General features: G+C 72.5%; 22 protein-coding genes. 13 read left to right on the forward strand and 9 right to left on the reverse strand.

Annotated features, from left to right (window positions below; translation table 11 throughout):
* The first annotated feature begins 219 nt into the window (after positions 1–219).
* From FS825_RS01730 to FS825_RS01745, 4 genes are all read left to right on the forward strand, one after another.
* The gene (locus tag FS825_RS01730; RefSeq protein ID WP_144710275.1) at positions 220–819 is read left to right on the forward strand and encodes a hypothetical protein; all 600 of its coding nucleotides are present in this window, start codon (positions 220–222) and stop codon (positions 817–819) included.
* A 120-nt stretch (positions 820–939) separates the two neighbouring features.
* Positions 940–2,094, forward strand: a complete 1,155-nt coding sequence (locus tag FS825_RS01735) for a S24/S26 family peptidase (protein ID WP_144710277.1) — start codon at positions 940–942, stop codon at positions 2,092–2,094.
* 61 nt (positions 2,095–2,155) lie between these two features.
* Positions 2,156–3,319 (forward strand): metallophosphoesterase family protein, encoded by a 1,164-nt coding sequence (locus FS825_RS01740; RefSeq protein ID WP_144710279.1) that lies wholly within the window; start codon positions 2,156–2,158, stop codon positions 3,317–3,319.
* Entirely contained in the window at positions 3,319–6,294 is a 2,976-nt protein-coding gene (locus tag FS825_RS01745; RefSeq protein ID WP_144710281.1) for an AAA family ATPase, read from the forward strand. Before FS825_RS01740 ends, FS825_RS01745 begins: the two co-directional genes overlap by 1 nt.
* Before the next feature lie 111 nt (positions 6,295–6,405).
* Here FS825_RS01745 and FS825_RS01750 read toward each other — a convergent pair whose 3' ends face one another.
* Positions 6,406–6,588, reverse strand: coding sequence for a hypothetical protein (locus tag FS825_RS01750; protein WP_395885314.1), 183 nt, complete (start codon positions 6,586–6,588; stop codon positions 6,406–6,408).
* The gene (locus tag FS825_RS01755) at positions 6,585–7,382 is read right to left on the reverse strand and encodes a class E sortase (RefSeq protein WP_260980963.1); all 798 of its coding nucleotides are present in this window, start codon (positions 7,380–7,382) and stop codon (positions 6,585–6,587) included. Before FS825_RS01755 ends, FS825_RS01750 begins: the two co-directional genes overlap by 4 nt.
* A 97-nt stretch (positions 7,383–7,479) precedes the next feature.
* On the opposite strand from FS825_RS01755, the gene FS825_RS01760 reads away from it, so the two are divergent.
* Entirely contained in the window at positions 7,480–7,929 is a 450-nt protein-coding gene (locus tag FS825_RS01760) for a GNAT family acetyltransferase (protein WP_144710284.1), read from the forward strand.
* A 95-nt stretch (positions 7,930–8,024) separates the two neighbouring features.
* Here FS825_RS01760 and FS825_RS01770 read toward each other — a convergent pair whose 3' ends face one another.
* Positions 8,025–8,957: an EamA family transporter gene (locus FS825_RS01770; protein ID WP_144710286.1), complete on the reverse strand. Its 933-nt coding sequence runs from the start codon at positions 8,955–8,957 to the stop codon at positions 8,025–8,027.
* Positions 8,958–8,993: 36 nt separating this feature from the next.
* On the opposite strand from FS825_RS01770, the gene FS825_RS01775 reads away from it, so the two are divergent.
* The 6 genes from FS825_RS01775 (at position 8,994) to FS825_RS01805 (ending at position 15,522) form a co-directional block, all read left to right on the forward strand.
* The gene (locus tag FS825_RS01775; protein WP_144710288.1) at positions 8,994–10,133 is read left to right on the forward strand and encodes a CPBP family intramembrane glutamic endopeptidase; all 1,140 of its coding nucleotides are present in this window, start codon (positions 8,994–8,996) and stop codon (positions 10,131–10,133) included.
* A 9-nt stretch (positions 10,134–10,142) separates the two neighbouring features.
* Positions 10,143–11,993, forward strand: coding sequence for a DNA helicase RecQ (recQ, locus tag FS825_RS01780; RefSeq protein ID WP_144710289.1), 1,851 nt, complete (start codon positions 10,143–10,145; stop codon positions 11,991–11,993).
* Positions 11,994–12,071: 78 nt separating this feature from the next.
* A complete protein-coding gene (locus FS825_RS01785) occupies positions 12,072–12,815 on the forward strand; it encodes a lysophospholipid acyltransferase family protein (protein WP_144710290.1) in 744 nt (247 codons plus the stop codon).
* A 99-nt stretch (positions 12,816–12,914) separates the two neighbouring features.
* Positions 12,915–13,238, forward strand: a complete 324-nt coding sequence (locus FS825_RS01790) for a hypothetical protein (protein WP_144710292.1) — start codon at positions 12,915–12,917, stop codon at positions 13,236–13,238.
* A 261-nt stretch (positions 13,239–13,499) separates the two neighbouring features.
* Positions 13,500–14,549, forward strand: a complete 1,050-nt coding sequence (locus FS825_RS01800) for a M23 family metallopeptidase (protein ID WP_260980964.1) — start codon at positions 13,500–13,502, stop codon at positions 14,547–14,549.
* Between the two features lie 130 nt (positions 14,550–14,679).
* On the forward strand, positions 14,680–15,522 hold the full coding sequence (locus FS825_RS01805) for an NAD(P)-dependent oxidoreductase (RefSeq protein WP_144710298.1): 843 nt from the start codon (positions 14,680–14,682) through the stop codon (positions 15,520–15,522).
* Here FS825_RS01805 and FS825_RS01810 read toward each other — a convergent pair.
* Positions 15,519–15,782 carry a hypothetical protein gene (locus FS825_RS01810; RefSeq protein ID WP_144710300.1) on the reverse strand — a complete coding sequence of 88 codons (264 nt, stop codon included), beginning with the start codon at positions 15,780–15,782 and terminating at the stop codon, positions 15,519–15,521. The genes FS825_RS01805 and FS825_RS01810 overlap by 4 nt on opposite strands.
* Positions 15,783–15,791: 9 nt before the next feature.
* On the reverse strand, positions 15,792–16,310 hold the full coding sequence (locus tag FS825_RS01815; RefSeq protein ID WP_144710302.1) for a MarR family winged helix-turn-helix transcriptional regulator: 519 nt from the start codon (positions 16,308–16,310) through the stop codon (positions 15,792–15,794).
* Between the two features lie 150 nt (positions 16,311–16,460).
* Here FS825_RS01815 and FS825_RS01820 point away from each other — a divergent pair, with 150 nt between their 5' ends.
* On the forward strand, positions 16,461–17,357 hold the full coding sequence (locus tag FS825_RS01820) for an alpha-E domain-containing protein (protein WP_186377023.1): 897 nt from the start codon (positions 16,461–16,463) through the stop codon (positions 17,355–17,357).
* Positions 17,358–17,424: 67 nt separating this feature from the next.
* On the opposite strand, the gene FS825_RS01825 is transcribed toward FS825_RS01820, so the two are convergent.
* Together FS825_RS01825 and FS825_RS01830 are read right to left on the reverse strand one after the other, a co-directional pair.
* Positions 17,425–18,771, reverse strand: a complete 1,347-nt coding sequence (locus tag FS825_RS01825) for an MFS transporter (protein WP_144710306.1) — start codon at positions 18,769–18,771, stop codon at positions 17,425–17,427.
* Positions 18,768–19,187, reverse strand: a complete 420-nt coding sequence (locus tag FS825_RS01830; protein WP_186377024.1) for a MarR family winged helix-turn-helix transcriptional regulator — start codon at positions 19,185–19,187, stop codon at positions 18,768–18,770. Before FS825_RS01830 ends, FS825_RS01825 begins: the two co-directional genes overlap by 4 nt.
* A 94-nt stretch (positions 19,188–19,281) precedes the next feature.
* Here FS825_RS01830 and FS825_RS01835 point away from each other — a divergent pair, with 94 nt between their 5' ends.
* A complete protein-coding gene (locus FS825_RS01835; protein ID WP_144710310.1) occupies positions 19,282–20,034 on the forward strand; it encodes an SDR family NAD(P)-dependent oxidoreductase in 753 nt (250 codons plus the stop codon).
* Between the two features lie 181 nt (positions 20,035–20,215).
* Here the strand turns inward: FS825_RS01835 and FS825_RS01840 are convergent, their stop codons facing one another.
* Positions 20,216–20,485: a hypothetical protein gene (locus FS825_RS01840; RefSeq protein WP_144710311.1), complete on the reverse strand. Its 270-nt coding sequence runs from the start codon at positions 20,483–20,485 to the stop codon at positions 20,216–20,218.
* A gap of 10 nt (positions 20,486–20,495) precedes the next feature.
* Complete coding sequence (locus tag FS825_RS01845) at positions 20,496–21,638, reverse strand: inorganic phosphate transporter (protein ID WP_144710313.1); 1,143 nt, start codon at positions 21,636–21,638, stop codon at positions 20,496–20,498.

Below are 21,638 nucleotides of genomic sequence, written 5' to 3' on the forward strand. Positions count from 1 at the left end.
GGGTGGTGGCCGCGAACGCGGCCGGTCTGGCGGCACGAGTGTGTCGCCGTGTTGCTCATCCAACAAGTATCTCAATGATTGAGCCACCCCCAACAGTGGGGGTGTACCTTCGCTTGTGAGCCTCACGATGAGCAAGTAGCTTGATCATCGTACCAACCACGGCGCACCAGCGGCCAACCACCGCGAACCGAGCGCCACCCATGGATCAGGAGCTCCGTCATGTCCCGTGTCACCCCGCGCGCTGCGCGCCTCGCCGCCTGGATCGCCATCCCCGCCGCTCTCGTGGCCTCGGGTGTCGTCGTCTCGACCGCGTCCTACTCGGCCTTCTCGGCCACCACCGTCAACCCGACGAGCAACTGGACGGCAGGCAACGTCGCTCTCACCGACGACGACAACAACACCGCACTCTTCAACGCGACCGGGCTCAAGCCGGGCTCGACCGGCGCGAACTGCATCACGGTCACCTCGACCGGCTCGCTGCCCTCGACCGTGAAGCTCTACGGCACGAACGCCGCGACGACGAACGCCCTCGCCTCGAACATCAACCTCACCGTCGAGCAGGGCACGGGCGGCGGCTTCGGCTCCTGCACCGGGTTCACCCCGGCGAGCACGAGCGGCACGCTCTACAGCGGCACCGTCGCCGGCTTCGGCACCGCCTCGACGAACTTCGCCACGGGCGTCGGCACGTGGGCACCCACCGGCAGCGGTTCGGAGTCGCGTGTCTACCGCTTCACCTACACGGTCTCGAGCACCGCGCCGAACACCGTGCAGGGCGGCACCGCGGCCCTCGGCTTCACGTGGGAGGCCCAGAACAGCTGAGCGGACGGCCCCGGCAGCGCGACCGTGCTGCCGGTGGCCACCGTTCCGCGGCCACCGAGTCCGAGCCCGACCCGGACTCGTCGGTCGCCCTCGTCAACGCGCCCCCGGTCGAAGGCAGTCATGGTCAGCATCGCAGTGCACGGTGGCCCCACACCGCACGACGTGCTCCGTGACGCCGTCGACTGGGGGCGCGTCGTCGTCGCCACCCTCGCGCGCGGGGTCGTCGCGACGCTCCTCGGGCTCGCGCTCTGGGCTGCCGCTCCGGCGGTCATCGGCTGGCAGCCGACGACCGTGATGACCGGTTCGATGGAGCCACGACTCACCCCGGGTGACGTCGTCGTCTCGCGACCCGTCTCCGCCGCCGAGGTCAGGGTCGGGAAGATCGTCCTCGCCGACGACCCGGACCAGCCGGGCCACCTCCGCATGCACCGGTACGTGGCGAAGGGGCCGCACGGCACTCTCCTCACGAAGGGCGACGCGAACCCGCAGCAGGACTCGACGCCGCTCGAGCCGGCCGCGGTGCACGGGGTCGCGTTCCTGCGGGTGCCGTTCGTCGGAGCGCCGATCGTGTGGCTCCGGGACGGCGAGTGGGTCAAGACCGGCGTGCTGGCGCTCGGCCTGATCGCGCTCCTCGCGCTCTGCACCGTGGACGGGTCGCTGCGGCGGCTCGCCGTCGGGGACGACGAGTCGTCCGACCCATCGGACCCGGCGGCCGGCGGCGACGGTCCGGACCGGGTCGACGACGGCCTGGAGGCGCGGGACGGCGCCGCCACGCGCCTCCCGTCCGACCCGCCCCCCGTCAGCCGCCGCAGCCTGCGTCGACAGGCTCGGGACGCACGGCGCACGCAGCGCGCCCGTCGGTTCGGTGGCGCGGCAGCCGTCCTCGTGCTCGTCGGCGGGGTCGGGGTGCTGCTGCCCGCTGAGGCCGTCGCCGCACCGTGGTACCGGGACACCGTGACGACCACGGCGTTCTCGGCCCTCACGGTCCCGGCGGCGACCGCGCTCGCCTGCACCGCGAACGGCGACGGGTCGGTCAACATCGGCTTCACGTACGGCGGCCCGGCGGCGACCTCGTTCTCGGTGATGAACGGCAGCACCGTGCTCGCGACCGGGACAGCCTCGCCGGTGCGCGTCGTCGGCTCCGGCATCCTCAGCCTCGGGCAGGTGTACACCGTCACCGTCCGCGTCAACTACCTGGGCTCGTGGACGTCGACGAGCACCGCGACCACGAGGATCCAGACCGCCGTCATCGGGACGAACCTCAGCTGCGCCTGAGTTCTCCACAGCCGGCCGCGGGGCGCCTCGGGATGTCCCCGGCCGGCGCTACCGTGACGGCATGCGCATCCTGCACACCGGCGACTGGCACCTCGGCCGCACCCTGCTGGGCGCCGACCTGCTCGAGCACCAGGCTGCGTTCCTCGACTGGCTCGTCGACCAGGTGCGCGCGCGTGCGATCGACCTCGTCGTCATCGCGGGCGACGTCTACGACCGGGCGGTCCCGCCGGTCGACGCCGTCCGGATGCTGTCCCGCGTGCTCGAACGTCTCGCCGAGACGACCACCGTCGTCCTCACACCGGGCAACCACGACTCCGCCGCCCGACTGGGCTTCGGCGCCGGGGTCATGGGCTCCCGGGTCCGGATCCTCGCCGAACCCGCCGGCATCGCCACGCCGGTGCTCGTCGACGACGCGGACGGTCCCGTCGCGGTCTACGGCATCCCGTACCTGCACCCGGACCTCACCCGGTACGCCCTCGCCGCGGTGCCGGACGAGCCGCTCGCCCGGTCGCACCAGGCCGTCGTCGGTGCGGCGATGGAACGCGTCCGGTCGGACCTCGCCGGGCGTGCCGACACGCGCAGCGTCGTGGTGGCGCACGCCTTCGTCGGCGGGACCGAACCGAGCGACAGCGAACAGGACATCCGTGTCGGCGGGGTCGACCGCGTGGCCGAGTCCGTGTTCGACGGCATCGACTACGTCGCGCTCGGGCACCTGCACGGGCCGCAGCGCGTCGGCGACGGCGACCGCATCCGCTACGCCGGGTCACCACTGGCGTTCTCGTTCGGCGAGCGGCACCAGCAGAAGTCCGTGACGGTGGTCGAGCTCGACGCGGCGGGCGGCACGAGCGTCGAACTCGTCCCGGCTCCCGTGCCCCGCCGGCTCGTCGACGTGCGGTCCAGCATCGACGACATCGAGTCCGGAGCGCACCGCGCCGCAGCGGACGCCTGGGTCCGGGTGGCCGTGACCGACACGGTGCACCCCGAGTGCATGTACGCACGGGTCAAGCACCACTTCCCGCATGCCCTCGCCGTCACGCACGAACCGGCCGACCGGGGCGAACGCGCCGCCGCGCGCGCGGTCACCGCGACGTCCGACCCGGTGGAGGTCGCAGCGGACTTCGTGTCCTTCGTCACCGGTGCCGCTCCGGACGACGACGACCGCGCGATCCTGACCGAGGCGTACGAGGCCGCTGCCCTGGCCCTCCAGCACGAAGGAGACCGCTGATGTACCTGCACCGGCTCGAACTCCGTGCGATCGGCCCCTACCCGGACCTCGTGACGATCGACTTCGCCGCGCTGACCGCGTCCGGGGTGTTCCTGCTCGAAGGGCCGACGGGTTCCGGCAAGTCGACGATCATCGACGCCGTCGTGTTCGCGCTCTACGGCGGCCTCGCGGGCAGCGACGCCAGCAGCGACCGCCTGCACAGCCAGCACGCCGACCCCGCGGTCGAACCGTACGTCGAGCTCGTCTTCGAGACCGGCGCCGGCGTGTACCGGGTCCGTCGGACCCCGCAGTACGACCGACCGAAGCAGCGCGGCTCAGGCACCGTGAAGCAGCAGGCGTCCGCGCACCTCTTCCGGCTCACCGGGCCGGCCGACGCCGCTGGTGAGCCGATGTCGTCGCGCATTCCCGAGGTCGGGCTCGAGATCACCCGGATCGTCGGGCTGGACAAGGCGCAGTTCCTGCAGACCGTCGTGTTGCCTCAGGGTGAGTTCGCGCGGTTCCTCCGCTCGCCCGGCGAAGACCGCCGGAAGCTCCTGCAGTCGTTGTTCGGCACCCAGGTCTACGACCGGACCGCCGACGAACTCGCCGCCCGGCGCCGTGCCGTCCAGGCCGAGGTCGAGGGTGCCGACGCCCGCGTCCGCGACGCCCTGGCCCGGTTCGCGCAGGCCGCGGGCGTCGACGATCCCGAGGAACCGGCGGTGCCGGGGATCGTCGCGGCGCTCCGTGCGACCGCGGACGTCGCCGGAGCCGAGCGCGCGACGGCGGCCCGCGCCGCGGCCACCGCAGCGGCTCACGAACAGACGGTCACGACTCGGATCGCGGCACTCGATCGGCGCAGCACGCTCCTCGCCCGCCGCGCCGTGCTGGACGAGAACGCTCCCGCCGTCGACGCCGCCCGCACCCGGCTGGCGGTGGGGGAGCGCGCCGCACGGGTGACCGCCGTCGCCGACGCGCTCGACGCCGCACGGAAGCGATCCGACGACGCCACCGCGGCGGCCGAGTCGCTCCGGACCCGACACGGCGTCACCGCCGACGGGGACGCCCTCCGCACGCAGCGGTCGACGGTGGCGGAGTGCCTCACCACGGTGCGACACCTGATCGAGACCGAGGACGGGTTCCCGGCCCGGCGCCTGGCCCTGTCCGACGCAGCGAGCCGCGGCGTCGAGCTGACCGCCCGGCTCGCCGACCTCGACGCAGCCCTCGCGTCCCGGCCCGCCGAGCGGTCCCGCATCGTCGAGGACGCCCGCACGGCCGCCGGACTCGCCGCCGACGCCGAGGCCGCCCGGCTCGAGGTCGACCGCGTCGCCGGGGTCCGCGCCGACCTCGACGCCCGGGCCGGGTCGGAACGCCGGGTCCGCGTCGCCGAGCAGGCCGTGGCTGACGCCCGGTCGATCGCCCACGAGCGCGTCCGCGCCGAGCAGCACCTGCGGGAGCGCCGCATCGCCGGTCTCGCCGGGGAGCTCGGGGCCGCTCTCGCACCCGGAGACCCCTGCCCGGTGTGCGGGGCGACGGAGCACCCCGTCGTCGCCACGCCGCAGGACGACCACCCGACGACCGACGCGATCGACGCGGCCGCCGACCTCGCTCGTCGCGCGGAGCAGCAGCTGGCCGACGCGGCGACGACGCTCGCGGTCGAGCGGGCCGAACTCGACCGCCTCGTCCGCGTGCTCGGCGACACCGACGCGCTCGTCCTCGACGCGCTGGCCGCCGCAGCCGCTGCCCGCGTCCGAGCCGCCCACGACGCGTCGGTCCGGGTGCGCGAACTCGAACAGCAGCGTGCCGCACACGACGACGGCACCCGTGCCCTCGAACGGCAGCGCAACGACGTCGACGCCGAACGTGCGGTCCTCGCGGGCTCGGCGGCAGCGGACGCGGAACGCCTCGAGCACGACCTCGCCGCGGTCCGGGCCGCCACCGACCGGGTCGCCGAACACCTCGACCACGCGCCGGACAGCCTCCGGGGCGGAGTCGACGAGCTCGACGCCCTCGTCGTCCGGCTCGATGCCGTCACGACGGCGGACGACCGTGCCGCCGTCGCGGCTGCGGCCCTGCGCGACCGGATCGCCGACGTCGAGCGCGCGCTCGCGGAACAGGACTTCGCGGACGTCGCGGCTGCTCGGGCCGGCATCCTCGACCGCGCCGGTGCCGAACGGCTCCGGGACGACATCGCGCGCGCCGAGCGTGAGCGTGCCGTGGTCGACGAAGGGCTCGCCGAACCCGCGGTGGTGGCCGCCGCTGACGACGACCGCGCCGCGCTGGACCTCGACGGTGCCCGCCGCACGAGGGACGCGACCGCCGCGGCAGCCGAGGCCGCAACGCGCATCGCGACCTCGACGGCGGACCGGGCTGCCGCCTCCGAGCAATGTGCCGACGCCCTCGTCGCCGCCGTCCGTGCCCGCGACGACACCTCGGCACGGAGCCGGGCGGTCGTCCGGCTCGCCGACATCACCGCCGGTGCGCCCACGGTCAACCCGAGCGGCATCACCCTCGGCACCTACGTGCTGATGCGCCGGTTCGAGGACGTCGTCGCAGCCGCCAACGACCGGCTCCGCGCGATGCTCGCGGGGCGGTTCACGCTCGAGACCTCCGACGAGCGGGAGTCCGGGTCACGCGCACGGCGGACCGGGCTGGCCCTGGCCGTGCACGACCAGACGACCGACACCACGCGCGATCCCCGCAGCCTGTCCGGCGGTGAGACCTTCACGGTGTCGCTGTGCCTCGCGCTCGGGCTCGCCGACGTCGTCCAGGCCGAGGCTGGCGGGGTGTCCCTCGGCACGCTGTTCGTCGACGAAGGGTTCGGCACGCTCGACCCGGAGACGCTCGACGACGTCATCGGGCAGCTCTCGCGGCTGACGGCCGGCGGGCGTCAGGTGGGGATCGTGAGCCACGTCGAAGAGCTCAAACAGCGCATCCCCGAGCGCATCGCGGTGCGGCGGACGGTCGAGGGCGGGTCGCGGGTCACGACGACCGTCTGACCGATCGACCGACCGACCGGACCGCGCTGGCCGGCGCCGCTGCTCGTCCACGCACAGCACCGGCCGGATCGGAGCGCCAGTCGCCCCCGCAGGCCAGGAGCGCCGCCGCGGTCAGCGCGTCGGCGTCGGCGTGACGTCCACGGTACCGTCGGGCGGCGGCAGGATGTCCGCCGCGATCCACGGGAACACCCACGTGAAGAGCGCGTACACGACGGCGGCGAGGAGCACGAGCAACAGGAGCACCTTGACGACGACGGGTCCGGGCAGGATCCGCCAGACGAACGGGAAGATCACTTCGAGATCTCCTTCGGCGTGCCCTCGGACGCGGGCATCCAGTAGGCGAGCTTGGCGTGCACGACGTACCGCTCCTTGGCGGACCACATCGGGTGGCAGGCGGTGAGTGTCAACCAGCGGTCCTCGGAAGTGGGTTCGACCCCGGGCTTGTTCGGCACCGGGGCGATGGTCTCGACGTGGTCGGGCGTGACGATCTGCGAGTCGGTGACCTTGTAGACGTACCAGACGTCGAACTTCGTCTTGGCGTCCGTGACCCGCACCACGATGTCGTCGCCGAGCTTGAGCTCCGCGATCTGGTTGAGCGGCTTGCCGTAGGTGACACGGTGGCCGGCGACGGCGAAGTTGCCCTCGGCGCCCGGCATCGCGGTGTCCTGGTAGTGACCGAGGCCGACGGTGTTGAGGACCTTCTCACGATCCGTGCCCTCACCGATGGGTCGGTTGTAGTCCGCGCCGAAGCGGGGGATCTGCATCGTGCCGAACACGGAGGACAGCCCGGGCGGCTCGGCGAGCACGGGCGCGGGCCCGCGGTGCTCGGTGCCGACGTCGGTGCTGGTCGGCTTCTGCTTGAGGCCTTCGACGAGCTGCGTCTGCGAGTGGACGGCGACGACGTCGGTCCACCACGCGGTCCACACCACGTAGAGGCCCGTGGCTGCGCCGGCGATGATGAGGAGTTCCGCGACGAGCGAGACGATCGCGCCACCCACGGTCTGGCGACGACGGGGTGCCGGGCGCCGAGCGTCGTCGGCATCGTCGCGGCGTTCTCGCCGCGACGGGAGGGTCTCGTGTGCGGTCACGGGGCTCCTGATCCGGATGGGGTGGTCGGACAGGTCTATCAGATCACGGCGACGACGCGATGACCACGTTGTCCACAGCCCCCGTTAGCGTGGGGCGATGCACCACCAGTTGCAGCACGTGATCCGTCCGTTCAGCCCCGACGACACCGAGAGCGTCGTCGCCCTGTGGGAGGCGTGCGGTCTCGTCCGCCCGTGGAACGACCCCCGACGTGACATCGCGCGCAAGCTGACGGTGCAGCCGGAGCTCTTCCTCGTGGCGGAGGACGCAGACGACCCGACCCGTCCGGTCGTCGGCGCGGGCATGGCCGGGTTCGACGGGCACCGCGGCTGGGTCAACTACCTCGCGGTGCGGCCGGACCTGCATGGGTCGGGGCTGGGGCGGGCGTTCATGGCCGAGTTCGAGCGGCTGCTGATGGAGCTCGGCTGCCCGAAGCTCAACCTGCAGGTGCGGGCCGGCAACGAGCAGGTGCTCGGCTTCTACGAGTCGCTCGGCTACGCGCCGGACCACACCGTGTCCCTCGGCAAGCGCCTCATCGCCGACGACTGAGCCGACCGAGCCGACTGACCCGACGACCGAGCCGACGACCGAGCCGACGACCGAGCCGACGACCGAGCCGACGACCGAGACACCAGCACCCGCCGCTACGCCAGCGCGAGCCCGACGGACGCCGTGATCGCCAGTCCGATGCCGGTCCACTGCACGGCACTGAGCCGTTCGCGCAGCACCACCCCCGCGAGCACCACCGTCCCGATCGGGTAGAGCGCGTTGAGCACGCTCACCACCGGCAGCGTCGTCGGGTCGTCGCTCGAGTGCAGCCCCGCCTGGATGAACACGTTCGCCATCGCGTCCAGGACGCCGCAGGCGATCACCGTCACCAGCAGTCGCAGCGGCCAGCGACCGCCCCGACCACGGCGTCCTGGAGGCGCGGCAGACCCCGGAGCGTCGGCCGACGTCGCGGGGTCTGCCGCGCCTCCAGACCGTCCCACCAGTCCCGCGACCGCCGCCGCCACTCCCAGCAGCACCGCCTGCAGCACCCGCGCCACGATGAGCGGCGCGACGCCGGAGTCGGACGGGGCGAGGTCGTAGGCGAGGACGATCCCACCGAACCCGCACCCGGCCACCGCCGCGGACACCAGCCCGCCCGCCGTCACACGCGCGCCGGAAGTGTCCCGGACGGCCGCCACCAGGACGACCGCGACGACCGCGACCACGAGCGCGCCGACCGCGAGTCCGGACAGCGCCGTCCCGCGGAGCACCGCGACGAGCACCGGCACGACGGCTGCGAAGACCGCCGTGAGGGGCGAGAGCACGCTCATCGGCCCGATCGCCAGCGCCCGGTAGAGCAGGAGCACCCCGAAGCCGCCGGACGCACCCGCGACCGCGCCCCAGAGGACGGCAGCCCCCGTGAAGCTCCCGCCGACGACCACGAGCCCGAGGAGCAGCGGCACGATCCCGACTCCGGCGGCGACGGCCGCGACGGTCACCGCGCGGACGCGCCGGGAGGCCAGGCCGCCCAGGAAGTCGGCGAACCCGTAGACGAGGGCGCCGGACAGACCGAGGACGACCGTGAGCACGGGTCCCATCCTGCCCGGCCCGGTAGCCTGCGGTGCGTGAGCGTTCCCTACCACCGCCTGCCCCGCGTCGACGCACGCTGGAGGTGGTGGCGCCCACTGGTCGCACTCGCGTTCCTGGCGGGGTGGTACCTGGTGTCGCAGGTGCTCATCACGATCGCGTACTTCATCCCCGTCGCGGCGGTCCAGGGTGAGTCGGGATTGACCAGTCTGCTGGACACGCTGCAGAGCGGCGCGCTCGACCCGACCGACCCGCTCGTGCTCTCGCTCACGCTGGTGTCGCTCGTGGTCCTGCTCCCCGGGATCCTGCTCGCCGTGAAGATCGCGCGGGTCGGCCCGGCCGGCATCCTCTCGTCGACCCGGTTCCGCGTGCGCTGGCGCTGGGCGGCGTGGTGCCTCATCCCGACGCTGGTCATCTCGGTCGTGATGTTCCTCTTCCAGACCCACGGCATGTTCACCTCCGCAGGCGGCTTCGGCTGGGACCACGCCGCCATCGGGCAGTCCACCGTCACCCAGGCGACCCTCGCCACGACGATCGTGCTGGTCATCGTCCTCGTCCCGTTCCAAGGGGCGGCGGAGGAGTACATCTTCCGCGGGTTCCTCATGCAGACGATCGGCTCGTGGATCCCGGTGCGGATCGTCGGCACCGTCATCGCCGTGCTGGTGTCGACGGTCGTGTTCGCGAGCCTGCACATCCCGAACGGCTACAACGTCTGGGGCATCCTCGACGTCGGCTCGTTCGGGCTGATCGCCGCGATCATCGTGCTCCGGACCGGCGGGCTCGAGGCCACCGTCCTGCAGCACGCGTTCAACAACATCATGATCTTCGTCGTGCAGGCCCCGGGCTGGTCCAAGATCGACCTCACCTCGCAGGACGCGAACGGCACGGTCGGCGGGTGGCTCCTGACCCTGGCGACGTCGCTCGCGTACTGGGGCATGGTCGAGGTCCTCGCGACGTGGCGGAAGCTCGACCGACGGTTCCCCGGTGCCGAGGCACCGCGCTTCCGCGGTGCGGTGCCGGCCTGGGCGGGCGGGCGGCGGTGGACCGGGCCGGGAGGCGCGGGCTGGGTCGGCGCACCCGCCGGGCCCGACGAGACGGTCGCGTCCAGTGCCCGTGACGGCGACCCGGCGGACGCCGGACCTGTGGAGAGCTCGCTGGGTGTCGCCGGTCGCCCGTAGGCTCGTGGCATGAGCACCACGCCCGCGCCCGCCGCCGTGTCGGCTCCCCGGGCCACAGCGCTCGACGTGCTGCACCGCGTGTGGGGCTACGACGACTTCCGCGGGGAACAGGCGTCGATCATCGACCAGGTCGTCGGCGGCGGGGACGCGCTCGTCCTCATGCCGACGGGTGGCGGGAAGTCGCTCTGCTACCAGGTGCCCTCGCTGGTGCGGGACGGCGTCGGCGTCGTGGTGTCGCCGCTCATCGCCCTCATGCAGGACCAGGTCGACGCCCTCGCCGCGAACGGCGTCAAGGCCGCGTTCCTCAACTCCACGCAGGGGCCGGACGAACGTGCCCGGGTCGAGCGGGCCGTGGTGTCGGGCGAGGTCGACATGCTCTACCTCGCACCCGAACGGCTCCGGCTCGAGTCCACCCGCACCCTGCTCGACCGTGCGCGGATCGCCCTGTTCGCCATCGACGAAGCGCACTGCGTCGCCCAGTGGGGCCACGACTTCCGCCCCGACTACCTCGAACTCAGCGTGCTGCACGAGCGCTGGCCGACCGTGCCGCGGATCGCCCTCACCGCGACCGCGACGCCGCAGACCCACCGTGAGATCTCCGCGCGCCTGGGCCTCGACGACGCGGCGCACTACGTCGCCGACTTCGACCGGCCGAACATCCAGTACCGCATCGAACCGAAGACCGGCGCGCTGCAGCAGCTGCTGACCTTCATCCGCACCGAGCACAGCGGCGACGCGGGCATCGTGTACTGCCTGTCCCGGAACTCGGTGGAGCGCACCGCGGCTGCGCTGGCCGAACAGGGGATCCAGGCGCTGCCGTACCACGCCGGCCTCGACGCGAAGGTCCGGGAACGCAACCAGTCCACGTTCCTGCGCGAGGACGGCGTCGTGATGGTCGCCACCATCGCGTTCGGCATGGGCATCGACAAGCCGGACGTCCGGTTCGTCGCGCACCTCGACCTGCCGAAGTCGGTGGAGGGCTACTACCAGGAGACCGGTCGCGCCGGCCGTGACGGGCTGCCCTCCACCGCATGGCTCGCGTACGGCCTGAACGACGTCGTGCAGCAGCGCCGGATGATCGACCAGTCCGAGGGAGATGCCGCGCACCGTCGCCAGCTCAGCGCGCACCTCGACGCGATGCTCGCCCTGTGCGAGACGATCGAGTGCCGCCGGGTGCGGCTGCTCGCGTACTTCGGGCAGGAGAGCACGGCGTGCGGCAACTGCGACACGTGCATCGCCCCGCCGGAGTCGTGGGACGGCACCGTCCCGGCTCAGAAGCTGCTGTCCACCGTCGTCCGCCTCGACCGGGAACGCGGGCAGCGGTACGGCGTCGCGCACCTGGTCGACATCCTGGTCGGCAAGCAGTCGCCGCGCGTGCTCGAGCTCCAGCACGAGTCGCTCGCGACGTTCGGCATCGGCAGCGACCTCAGTGAAGCCGAGTGGCGCGCGGTGGCTCGTCAGCTGCTCGCGCAGGGGTACGCCGCGGTGTCCGGGGATGGCTTCGGCACGATAGTCCTCAGCCCGACGAGCGCCGACGTCCTCGGTGGCAAGGTCGTCGTGCGCATGCGGCGCGACCCCGTGAAGGCTCCGCGTGCCGGCCGTTCCCGTCGCAGCACCGTCGTGACGGACATGCCGCAGGAAGCCATCGGCCTGTTCGAGGCGCTCCGTGCCTGGCGAGCGGCGCAGGCCCGTGAACAAGGTGTCCCCGCCTACGTGGTGTTCAACGACGCGACCCTGCGGGGCATCGCAGCGGTGAAGCCGGCCGACGTGGACCAGCTCTCCGAGATCTCCGGCGTCGGCGGGGCGAAGCTCGAACGGTACGGCCGGGCCGTGCTCGACGTGGTCGCCGCTGCGGAGTGATCCGGGCACATGCCGCTGCGGGCATGAGCCAGCGGGTGTGATCACTACACTCGGAACCTCCCGTCAAGAGGAGGCCCGGTGTCCGGTTCGACGAAGCTCACCACCACGCTCAGCCGTGCGGTGGTGACCCCGCTCGCCCGGTTGCTGTGGCGTCCGCGGATCGTCGGTCGGAAGAACGTGCCGAAGCGCGGGCCGGTGATCCTCGCGAGCAACCACCGGTCGTTCATCGACTCCCCGGCGATCACGCTGATGGCACCGCGGAAGGTGTCGTTCCTCGCGAAGCAGGAGTACTTCACGGGAACGGGGTTCCGCGGGGCGGTGTCCCGAGCGTTCTTCGGTGGCATCGGCGCGATCGGTGTCGAACGCGGCGCTGGTTCGGCGGCACAGCACGCCCTCGACCTCGGACTCGAACGGCTCGAGGCGGGGGAGGCCTTCGCGATCTACCCGGAGGGCACCCGTTCGCTCGACGGGCGCCTGTACAAGGGCCGGACCGGGGTCGCGTGGCTCGCGCTGACGAGCGGCGCTCCCGTGGTGCCCGTCGCGCTCACGGGCACCGAGGACGTCCAGCCGGTCGGGTCGCGGATCCCCAAGCTCGCTCGGGTGACCATCGAGTTCGGGAAGCCCCTCGACCTGTCCGGCTACGGCGACGCGTCCTCCGGTCGAGCGAGGCGCCACGCGACCGATGCCGTCATGGCTGCGATCCAGGAGTTGAGCGGTCAGGAGCCCGCCAACGCGTACAACAACCCGCCAGCGACGATCGTCGAGCGGGTCCGGCAGGTGCTCCGGCGCGACGACCCCACCGAGGCGGTCGAGCCCGACTGAGCAGTGTCGGAACGCACTATTGCATATCTGAAATACTGGTGGTTGAATGGGGCTGTGCTCGGGCACACTCCCCGACATCCAGATCAGAAGGCAAGCAGCATGTCCTCGACTCCACTCTTCGACTCCATCGCCCGTCAGACCGACGCCCCGTCCGTCGCGCACTCGACGATCTCCGCGGACTCCGCCCCGGCATCCCCGATCTCCTCGCCCGCTTCCGACCCCGTGCTCGTGCCGGCCGCCCTCGTCGCCGCGATCGAAGCGATCCCGGCACCTGTGTCCGGCACCTTCGAGACGGAACACCCGGTGGCCGCTGCCCAGCTCGTCCTGGTGGAAGCCGTCGCCGACGCGATGACCCGCGCCGTGGTGGACGCCGTCGCCTCCGAACTCGAGCGCATCGCCCGCGACGGCTTCGTCCGCGCCTGACCGGGAGCACTCCTCCCCGTGACCGCGACCTCCGCAGACCTCGCGCCTCGCCGGCCCCGCCCGAGAGCTCGGCACGCCGCCCCGCCCGTGCCGACACCTGCGCCAGGGCCCGCTCGGGCGCAGGCCGCACCCCACTCGGCGCACGCGCACCCGACTCGGCGTGCGCGCCGTGCTGCGGAGGCTGCAGCAGCCGCCCCCGCCGCCGCCCCCGCCCCCGCCCCCGCCTTCGCCGCGCTGGCGTCTCCGCCCGGATGTTCCGACGTGTCGGGCCTCCAGACCACCGGGGCGACGGTGTCCCCTCCCGCCGCCCCGGTCTCCACGCTCCACCAGCCCGCCGCGCGACCGACCGCCGCCGGCGGTGGTGAGGCGAGCCGCGCCTCCCTGCCCGCCGCCCGCCCGACCGCCGCCGGTGTGGCGGACGCCAGCCGAGCCTCCCGTCCCGCCGCTCCCACCGCCGCCGGTGTGGCGGACGCGAGCCGCGCCTCCCGGCCCGCCGCCCCCACCGCCGCCGAGCTGAGCGTGCCGGCCCCGCTCCCGTCCCGCCGCACGCTCCGCCAGCCGCCGAGAACCACCAGCCCCGCCGACCTCGGTCGCGCTGCGAGCCGCGCACTCTCCGCGCCCGTCCGGACGATCGGCTCCGCGTTCGCCTCGGCCAAGGCCGTCCCACTCACCGCCACCGCCGTGGTCGCGTGCCTGTTCGTCACCGTCGCCACACCGCAGACCGCGCACGCCTCGACCTCGTCGGTTTTCTCCGCCGCATCGAACCTCGGCCGCGCGGCGCAGCACTTCACGGCAACGGGCGCACCGGCGATCGCCGTCGAGCGGGACGCGTTCGGGATCGGCTCCTCGGGACGACCCGCTCCTGCTGCTCCCGGGCAGGCAGCGGCGCTCGCGGACCCGGACGAGCACGCCGTGCGCCCGGTGTCGGGGACGATCCCGGCGGCGGGCGGCTTCGGCTCCCGGTGGGTCAGCGGGTGCGGGGCGTGTTCGACGAACCACCAGGGCCTCGACTTCGCGGCTCCGCCCGGGACGGCGGTCGTCGCGGTGATGTCGGGCCGCGTCGAGGCCGCCGGGGTGTCCGGGGGCTACGGCAACCAGGTCCTGCTGCGACATCCGGACGGGACGCAGACCCGCTATGGGCACCTGTCGCGGGTCGACGTCCGGGCGGGCCAGACGGTGACGGCCGGCGGACGGATCGGTGCCGTGGGCAGCACGGGGGTCTCGACCGGCTCGCACTTGCACTTCGAGGTCATCCTCCGCGGCGGCCCCGTCGACCCGGCGGCGTGGCTCCGGGCCCGCGGCCTGCTCTGACCGGGAGGCGGACACCGTCGGCCGCGACGCGACGGGCCGCGCGCCGTCGGCGGCGACGCGACAGCACGAGGCGCGTACCGTCGGGGACGCGACGGCAGGGTGCCGCGCAAGGACGGAGACGGACGTGCGCGTGAGTGTGCTGGGGACGGGGACCATGGGAGCCGGAGTGGCGGGATCGCTGCTCCGCGAGGGGCACGAGGTGACGGTGTGGAACCGGAGCGCCGACAAGGCCGCTCCGCTCGGTGACCAGGGAGCGACCGTCGCGCCGGACGCCGGTGCCGCCGTCGCCGATGCCGAGGTGGTCCTGGTCACCCTGTTCGACACCGACGCGGTGGTGGACGTGCTCGAGGCAGCTGCGGGGGAGGCCCCGACCGACGCCGTGTGGGTGCAGTGCTCGACGATCGGTGTCGCCGGGACTGAGACGGTCGTGCAGCTCGCCGGCAAGTACGGGATCACCCTGGTCGAGGCGATGATGCTCGGCACCAAGGCTCCCGCGGAACAGGGCACGCTGACGATGCTCGCCGCCGGGCCCTCGGACGTGCTCGACCGCATCGACCCGGTCCTCGACGCGATCGGGGCGAAGACGGTCCGCGCGGGCGACCAGGTCGGCAACGGGACCGCGCTCAAGCTCGCTGCGAACGCGTGGATCGCCTCGCTGACCGCGGCGACGGGGCAGTCCCTCGCCATCGCACGGTCCCTCGGCCTCGACCCGGCCCTCTTCCTCGAGGCGATCGCGGGCAGCGCCAGCGACTCTGCGTACGCGCACGCGAAGGGGAAGTCGATCATCGAGGGGTCGTTCCCCGCGCAGTTCGCCCTGGACGGCCTGCGGAAGGACATCGGGCTCATTGCGGACGCCGCCCGCAGCACCGGGGTGTCGACCGTGCTGCTCGACGCCCTCGGCCGCGTCTACGCGGACGCCAGTGCGGCGGGCCACGGCGGAGACGACATCGCCGCGGTCGGGACGGCCTTCTAGCGACCCGAGCTACGTCGGAAGAACCGTCGGACGGCGTTCGTGAGCCGTCCGACGGTCTCGTCGTTCATGGTGTTCGCGAGGTCGAAGGCCTCACGTGCGGGGTCGGCCCCGGCTCGGATGCGCCGCAGGGCAGCGTCAGCGCGGGCCCGGGCGTCGAGTTCCGCGAGGGGCATGTCGTCCTCGGGGTCGCGTGGGACGGGCTGTGGGGGACGGTCGCGCGGCGCGGGCTGTGGGGGACCGTCGGTGCCCGGATCTGCCATGCGATCAGGCTACGCGGACCGGCTGACCCGCACTGTGTCCACGTCGTCGACCACGCGGACCATCTCGTCGAGGAACGACGTGACCACGGCCAGCTCGTCGGACGTGAAGTGCTCGGTGGCCTGGAGCGCGCGGGAGTCGAGCTGGTCGATGACCTGCAGCACGTCGCGCATGGAGCGGCCGGTGGCGGTGAGGATCACGCCGCGGCGGTCGCTCGGATCCGCGTGCCGTTCGACGTGGCCACTGCGGACGAGCCGGTCCACGAGCGCCGACGTGGACGCCGGGGTGATGTCGAGGTGCTCGGCGATGTCCTTCGCGTTGACGGTCCGGCCGGCTTCGTCGGAGTCGACCAGGAGTCGGAGCGCCAGGAGGGCGTTCTCGCCGATCCCGAGCGCCTCGCGGGCCCGGCGCTGCACCGCGCTCTCGGCGGTGCGGTACCGGCGCAGCGCATTCAACACGTCCACCGCGTCGACCCTGGACTGATCGTCGTACCAGAAGCCCGCGGCGCTCGTCGTCACCTCGGTCGTCATGCCTCAATGCTAGACGCTCTAGTTAGATTGTCTAGCGAGTGCGCCGATCGGACCGGGCCCGCCTCCTCCCCGACCCGCAACACCCGTGACGCGGCGACGAAACACCCTCGCAATCCCCGGTCAGTAGGTTCGCCGCATGCAGGAGCCGACGTGCTGAGCCGACTCGCGGGGAGCGTGTTCCACGTCGGGAACGCCGTCGAACGCGCCGACGTCGTCGCTCGGATGCTCGACGTCTACGTCGCACGCGGCGAACCGGCCGTCGCCGAGCACGACCGGGCCGTGGCGACGGAGCTCCGGTCCGTGGTCGGGGCCGGCGGGCCCGCGAGCGACCCCGATCGAGCGGCGACGATCGACGCCCTGGCGCTCGACCGGCACGAACCGGCGTCGATCGCATCCGCAGTTGCCGTCGCCCGTGACAACGCCCGACGGGCTCGCGAGGTCGTGTCCACCGAGCTCTGGGACTGCCTCAACGTCACGCGGTCCCGCATGCCGCGCAAGGTCGCGCCGGATCGTGCGCACGAGTTCCTCGGCTGGGTCCGGGAGCGCAGCGCCCTCGCGATCGGCGTCGTGGAAGCCGATGCCAGTCGCGACGAGGTGTGGGAGTTCTTCACGCTCGGACGGTCGCTGCAGCGATGCGGCACGACCGCCCGGTTGCTCGCGTCCGGGCTGCTCGACCAGGCCTCGGGGTCGTCCTGGACGACGGCGCTCCGCGCGTGCGGCGCCGGCGAGGCGTTCCAGCGTGGTCGTGACCACCACACGCTCGGGCCGGAGGACGCTGCGGCCTTCCTGCTCCTCGACGAGCACAGTCCGCGGTCGCTGCGGTTCCTCGCGCGGCGGTCGGACGAGTACCTGTCCGACGTCGCTCCGGCGTGCATCGAGGCCGAGGTGCTCGCCTTCGCCGAGTCACGCGCCGTACTCGAGGCGATGCCGGAGGACGCGGCCCTCCCCGAGGCGTCCGCCGTGGGTGAGCGGTTCGCTGCCGCGGTCGACCGGGTGGTCGAGGCGCTCGACGCGCGCGTCTTCGCGGTGCCCGAACCCACGCACTGAGCCGGCCATCGGACCGGCGCCCTGGGCCGCCCACTGACGCGGCGCCCTGGGCTGGCCGGCGGCCGGGTCAGACCGCGCTGGACCGGTCGGCGACCGCCTCGTCGCGCTTCAGGTCGTGCCGCATCGCCGCGCGGGACGCGCGCGTCCCCACGATCGGCACCGCGTTCGTGATCGCCAGGTGCAGGCGGGTGTCCGCGTCGTACCGCACCCGGAACCGCTCGTACCGGATGAGCCACACGAGTGCGATCGCGAGCGCCACGAACCCCGACGTCGCACCGACGCCGATCGCCCAGCGCGGACCCCACGCGTCGGCGACCGCTCCGACGATCGGCGCGCCGATGGGTGTGCCGCCGGCGAAGATCGCCATGTAGAGGGCCATCACGCGGCCGCGCATCGCGGGCTTCGTCGTGGTCTGGACGAGGGCGTTCGCGGTCGTCATGAAGGTCAGGGACGCGAGCCCGACGAACACGAGCACGATCGCGAAGGTCCAGTACGTCGGGGCGACCGCTCCCGCGGCGCACGCGAGGCCGAACCCGGCGGACGCGATCACGAGCGTGCGCATCCGGGGGCGGTCCCGGCGTGCGGAGAGCAGGGCTCCGGCGACCGAGCCGATCGCCATCACGGAGTTGAGGAGGCCGAACTCGCCGGCGCCCTTGTGGAACTCCACGCGGGCCATCGTCGAGGTGAAGATCGGGAAGTTCACGCCGAACGTGCCGACGACGAAGATCATGCAGAGCACCACGATGATGTCCGGTCGGGTCCGGACGTAGTGGATGCCGGCGAGGATCTGCCCCTTGCCGCGCTTGGCCCGGACGCGGTCGGCCAGCTGGGCCGGATCGACGAAGCGCAGCGCGAGGAGGACCGCCAGGAACGAGGCGGCGTTGATGACGAACACCCAGCCGGAGCCGATCGCCGCGATGAGCACACCGGCGACGGCGGGGCCGATGAGCCGCGCAGCGTTGAACGATGCGGAGTTGAGGGCGACCGCGTTCGCGACGTGCTCACCCTGGACGACGTCCGACACGAAGGTCTGGCGGATCGGGGTGTCGAACGCGGCGACGATGCCGAGCGCGAGCGCGAAGCCGTAGAGCGACCAGATCGTCGCGGTGTCCGTCAGCACCATGATCCCCAGGCCGAGGCCGAGTGCGCCCATGAGGCCCTGGGTGAGCATGAGCATCTTGCGGCGGTCGAACCGGTCGGCGGCGAGGCCGGTCAGGGGGAGGAGCAGCAGCTGTGGGCCGAACTGCAGCGCCATCGTGATGCCGACGGCGATGGCGTCGTTGTCGGAGAGCTTCGTCAGGACGAGCCAGTCCTGGGCGGTCCGCTGCATCCAGGTGCCGACGTTGGACACCAGGGCACCGGCGAACCAGATGCGGTAGTTGTGGGTGGACAGGGAGCGGAACATGGCGGTCACTGCTGGGCCAGCCTCCTCATGATCTCGGTGGCGTCGGCCAGGGTGTGCCGTTCGGCCTCGGTGAGGTCGGCCAGGCGCGGGGTGAGCCAGCCGTCCCGTCGGCGTCGGGTCTCCGCCACGAAGTCGGCCCCGTCCGGGGTGGCGCCGAGGAGCACCTTGCGGCGGTCGTCGCCGTGGCCGCCCTTCGACACGAGGCCGCGTTCGACGAGCACGGCGATCGTCTTCGTCATCGACGGGGGTGTCACGCCGTCCTGCCTGCTGAGCTCGGCGAGGGTCATCGGGCCGTCGCGGTGCAGGCGGGCGAGCGCCGAGAACTGGGCGTCCGTGACGCTGGTGTCCGCCTTCTGCGCGCGCAGGGTGCGGGACAGGCGGTTCACCGCGATCCGGAGGTCAGTGGAGAGGGAGACGTCGAGCACGATCGTTAGTCTAGCAAATTAGTTCAGTGAACGAACTGGTTCGGAGGTGTACGCTTGGTTTAGACAACAAGTGTTGCCGAGAGAGAAGGAGAACATGTCAGACTTCGAGGGCAAGGTCGCCGTCGTCACCGGTGGTGGCAGCGGCATCGGCGAGGCCGTCGCCAAGGCGCTGGCGGCCAAGGGCGCGAGCGTCGTGGTGACGGACATCAAGCTCGACGCCGCCCAGCGGGTCGCATCGGAGATCGAGGACGCCGGCGGGACCGCCAGTGCCTTCGAGGCGAACTCCGCCGTGGCCGCCGACAACGAGCGCATGGTGCAGTTCGCGGTCGACACCTACGGTGCCCTGCACCTCGCCGTCAACAACGCCGGCATCGGCGCCGCCCCGCAGCCCATCGGCGAGTACGACGTCGCCGCGTGGGACCGGGTCCGTTCGGTGGACCTCGACGGTGTGTTCTACGGCCTCCGCTACGAGATCCCCGCCATGCTCACGGCCGGCGGTGGCGCGATCGTGAACATGTCCTCCGTGCTCGGCTCCGTCGGCATCGCGCAGAACGCCGCGTACGTCGCGTCGAAGCACGCGCTCGTCGGGCTGACGAAGGTCGCCGCGCTCGAGTACACCGCGCAGGGCGTCCGCACGAACGCCGTCGGCCCCGGGTTCATCGACACGCCCCTGGTCCGCGCGTCGCTGTCCGAGGAGGCGCTCGCCGCGCTCGAGTCCGAGCACGCCGCGAAGCGCCTCGGCACCGACGCCGAGGTCGCGGCACTCGTGCTGTTCCTGCTCAGCGACGAGGCGTCGTTCATCAGCGGCAGCTACCACCTGGTCGACGGCGGGTACAGCGCCCACTGAGCCGAGTCTCGCTGGCTCGCAGCGCTCGTGCGTCCGTGCGGAATCGGGCGTACCTGGCGGAATCGGGCGTACCTGGTCGTTCGAACGGCCCGGGTACGCCCGATTCCGCTTTCCATCGCACGTGCCCGCGACTCAGGACCGCACGCGTCGCCCGCGACTCAGTGTCGCGGGCGTCCCCGACTCAGTGGAACTGCGGGATCGTCAGCCAGATCCCGAAGAGGACGGCCGCCGCACAGAGCGCGAAGCAGACCACGGCGCCCGCCAACGCTGCCGGCGGGGTCTTCCCGGACCGGGCGGACTCGTCCGCGTACTGGGTGTGGTCACCGGCGGCGTCTCCCGGCTGCCCGGCACCGAGCAGGCGCAGCCCGACCGTGTAGAGCAGCACCACCCCGACCGCCGAGACGAACCCGACGCCCGCCACCGTCGCGATGCTCGCGAAGTCGATCTCCATGTCGTCCTCCTCAGTTCTCGGCGCCGACGGGCTCGCGCTCGGGCGCGCCCTCGTGGACGTCGCCCGCGGTGATCGGCTTCCGCCGTGCGAGTGAGTAGAAGGTCAGGCCGCCCGCGAGGGCCAGCACGGCGACGATGACCAGGCCGACGGTCGAGGTCGCCGCGATCCAGGTCGCGAGCCCGCCGACCACCGCGGCCGACGGCAGCGTGATGACCCACGCGATGACGATGCGACCGACGACGCCCCAGTGCACGTCCGCGAGCTTCTTGCCGAGACCCGAGCCGATGACCGAGCCGGACGTGACGTGCGTGGTCGACAGCGCGAAGCCGAGGTGCGAGGACACGAGGATCGTCGCGGCGGAGCTCGCCTCGGCCGCGAAGCCCTGCGGGGACTGCACGTCCGAGATCTTCTTGCCGACGGTCTGCATGATCCGCCAGCCGCCCATGTAGGTGCCGAGGGCGATCGAGAGGCCGCAGGCCAGGATCACCCAGATCGCCGGACCCGTACCGGCGTCCTGGTAGTTGGCGGCGATGAGCGTCAGCGTGATCACGCCCATCGTCTTCTGCGCGTCGTTCGTGCCGTGTGCGAGCGAGACCAGGGACGCGGAGATCGTCTGGCCGTGCCGGAAGCCGGTCGCGGCACCGTGCGTGGTGGCGTTCTTCGTCAGGCGGTACGCGACGTAGGTGGCGACGAGGGCGATGATCCCGGCGATGAGCGGGGAGAGCAGGGCCGGGAGCACGACCTTCGACACCACCGTGGCCCAGTCGACCGAGTTCAGCCCGGCGCCGATGATGGACGCCCCGATGAGGCCGCCGAACAGCGCGTGGGTCGAGGACGAGGGCAGCCCGAAGTACCAGGTGGCGAGGTTCCAGAGGACCGCGCCGACGAGTCCCGCGAAGATCATGGTCGGGGAGATGTGGATGCCGTCCTGGCCCTCGCGGATGATGCCCTGCGAGACGGTCTTCGCGACCTCGGTCGAGAGGAAGGCCCCGACCAGGTTGAGGACGGCGGAGATGAGGACGGCGGTGCGGGGCTTGAGGGCACCCGTGGCCACCGAGGTGGCCATGGCGTTCGCGGTGTCGTGGAAGCCGTTCGTGAAGTCGAACACGAGGGCGACCACGATCACCAGCACGACGGTGACGAGGACATCCAT

The organism is Curtobacterium pusillum (assembly GCF_007680845.1).
In the GTDB taxonomy this organism is placed as follows: domain Bacteria; phylum Actinomycetota; class Actinomycetes; order Actinomycetales; family Microbacteriaceae; genus Curtobacterium; species Curtobacterium pusillum_B.